Here is a 2,553-nt window from a genome sequence, read left to right on the forward strand (position 1 = left end):
ACCCTCTGGTATCCGACCTTCGTCGCCCATGGCGGCGACTGGGGTGCGGTGGTCAGCACCGCCCTCGCCCGCCGGCACCCCGATCGCGTGCGCGGAATTCACCTCACCCTTCCGGTGTCGATGGCGACCGAGGAGGACCGCGCTCGAGCGTCCGAGAGCGAGAGGCGCGGCCTCGAGCGCGAGGACCGCTACCGCAAGGACGGCTATGCCTATGCGCAGGTGCAGCGATCGCGCCCACAGACCATCGGCTACGCCCTCGTCGACTCGCCCGTGGCCCTGTGTGCCTGGATCGTCGAGAAGCTGTGGGCCTGGTCGGACACCGGGCCGGACGGCACCTCGCTGTTGTCGCGCGAAGACGTCCTCGACACGGTCTCGATCTACTGGCTGACGGCGACGGGCGCCTCGGCTGCCCGTTTCTACCGCGAGGTCAACTGGCGCAGCCAGTTGGCGCCGGTCGAGGTCCCCGCCGGCTGCTCGATCTTCCCGGGCGAGATCATCCGGCCCCCGCGATCCGCGGTCGAACGTCAGTACCGGGACCTGCGGTACTGGCGCGAGCTGGACCGCGGCGGACACTTCGCCGCGGCCGAGGTGCCGGGCCTCCTTGCAAGGGAGGTCCAGGCGTTCGCCGGGGTCCTTGCCGGGTTGGAGAGTTCTCCAGTTTTTGGTCAGACCAATAGTTGTGAAGGTGGACGACAATGAGCGAGCATCGCCAGATGAACTCCGAGATCGAGGTCGGCATCGCCCTCAATGACGACTTCCTGGTGTCCGACCCGGCACGTCGCCGCGCGTTGCTCGCCAGGATGGAAGAGGTCGGCCTGGACCACCTCACCGTCGGCGACCACATCAGCTTCCACGGCGGGGTCGGCTTCGACGGCTTCGTCGCGGCGACAGCGGCGCTGGTTGCCAGCGAGCGCCTCAATGTCCTGATGGGCGTCTACCTCGCGGGCCTGCGGCACCCGATGGGCACCGCGCGCCAGATCGCAACGTTGAGCCAGCTCGCGCCGGGCCGTCTGACCCTGGGCGTCGGAGTTGCCGGCGAGGACCGCCGCGAGGTCACCAACATGGGCGTCGACCCGGCGTCTCGAGGCCGTCGGATGGACGAGACGCTCGGGCTGCTGCGTCGCCTCGCCTCGGGCGACGTGATCGACCACGCTGGCGAGTTCTTCCAGCTCGAGGGCGCGAGCATCCTTCCGGCGCCCGAGACGCGTGTCCCGATCGTCATCGGTGGTGGCGGCGACGTCGCTGTCCGACGGACCGTGGAGTACGGCGACGGCTGGCTCGGCATGTGGTGTTCGGCCCGCCGCTACGCGTCCACCCACCAGCAGATCGTTGACGGATTCGAGCAGAGCGACCGCACCGGCCCCACCTTTGCCGGCCTCAACATCTGGGTGGGCCTGGGTGAGGACGCCGATCGGGCACGCGAGGCACTGGGCGGGGCAATGTCCTCCCTCTACAACCTTCCTCCCGAGAAGTTCCAGCACATCAGCGCTGCCGGCACGCCGGACGACGTGGCCGAGTTCATCGCCCCGTACATCGAGGGCGGTGCGCGGACGATCACGCTGATCCCGATCTCCGACTCCGCAGACGAAGCGATCGAGCTCTCGGGCCAGGTCCGCGATCGGCTGGGCTCACTGGTGTCGGTCTCGTGAAGGCGATCATCCAGGAGGCCTACGGCGCCCCGGATGTCCTGCGCCTCGCCGATCGCCCCGACCCGCAGGCCCGGGACGGATGGACCGTGGTGGAGCTGCGCGCTGCGGCACTCAACTGGCACGACGTCCTGGTCCGGGAGGGCAAGTACTCCTCCCCGCTGCCGCACACACCCGGTGCCGACGGAGCCGGCATCGACCTGAGCACCGGCGAGGAGGTCGTGATCCTGCCCTCGCTGTGGTGGGGAGGCGACGAGTCCGCGCCCGGCAGCAAGTGGGAGATCCTCGGCGACCACCGTCCCGGCACCTACGCGGAGCGTGTCGCCGTACCGACCGAGTGCATTGCGCCCAAGCCCACCGGCCTCAGCTGGGCCGAGGCGGCCGCACTGCCGCTGGTCGGCCTGACGGTCTACCGCGCCCTGTTCTCCCGTGCCCGGCTCCAGAAGGGCGAGAGTCTCCTCGTCCTCGGCGCCGGGGGAGGCGTGGCCACCACGGCGGTCATGCTCGCTGCCGCCGTGGGTGCTCGCGTCGTCGTGACCTCCTCGGCCGACGAGAAGATCGACCAGACGCGGAACATCGGCGCCGCCGGAGGGGTCCGGTACGACGGCAGCGGGGCCGACTCCTGGCCGGAGGATGCGCGGGAACTCAACGGTGGGACGGGTTTCGACGTGGTGCTCGACTCCGTGGGCACCTGGACGCAGTCGATTCGCGCCCTGCGTCCCGGTGGCCGGCTGGTCGTGCTCGGCGCGAGCCGCGCCGAACAGGCGCCGATCGACATCCGCCCGTTCTACTTCGGCCAGTACGACCTGCTCGGCACCACGATGGGCAGCCCGCACGACTTCGCCGGGCTGCTCGGCCTGATGGCCGAGCACGACGTACCCCCGCCCGTGATCGACCGCGCGTTCCC

3 protein-coding genes are annotated in these 2,553 nt (G+C 70.2%); all 3 read left to right on the forward strand.

All coding sequences use genetic code 11. The annotated features are described in order from the left end of the window. Positions 1 to 699 (forward strand): alpha/beta hydrolase (locus ACOADB_RS28875; protein WP_378607385.1); only part of this gene is annotated, 699 nt, incomplete at its 5' end. Then, complete coding sequence (locus ACOADB_RS28880) at positions 696 to 1,649, forward strand: LLM class flavin-dependent oxidoreductase (RefSeq protein WP_378607388.1); 954 nt, start codon at positions 696 to 698, stop codon at positions 1,647 to 1,649. The genes ACOADB_RS28875 and ACOADB_RS28880, both read left to right, overlap by 4 nt. Beyond that, the coding region (locus ACOADB_RS28885; RefSeq protein WP_378607391.1) for a zinc-binding dehydrogenase at positions 1,646 to 2,553 on the forward strand (908 nt) is incomplete at its 3' end. The genes ACOADB_RS28880 and ACOADB_RS28885, both read left to right, overlap by 4 nt.

It is taken from the genome of Nocardioides sp. CPCC 206348 (assembly GCF_048654705.1).
In the GTDB taxonomy this organism is placed as follows: domain Bacteria; phylum Actinomycetota; class Actinomycetes; order Propionibacteriales; family Nocardioidaceae; genus Nocardioides.

What these genes read in the sequence shown, in the direction of transcription:
- ACOADB_RS28880 (WP_378607388.1), top strand. Translation starts at nt 696, where the DNA reads ATGAGCGAGCATCGCCAGATGAACTCCGAGATCGAGGTCGGCATCGCC.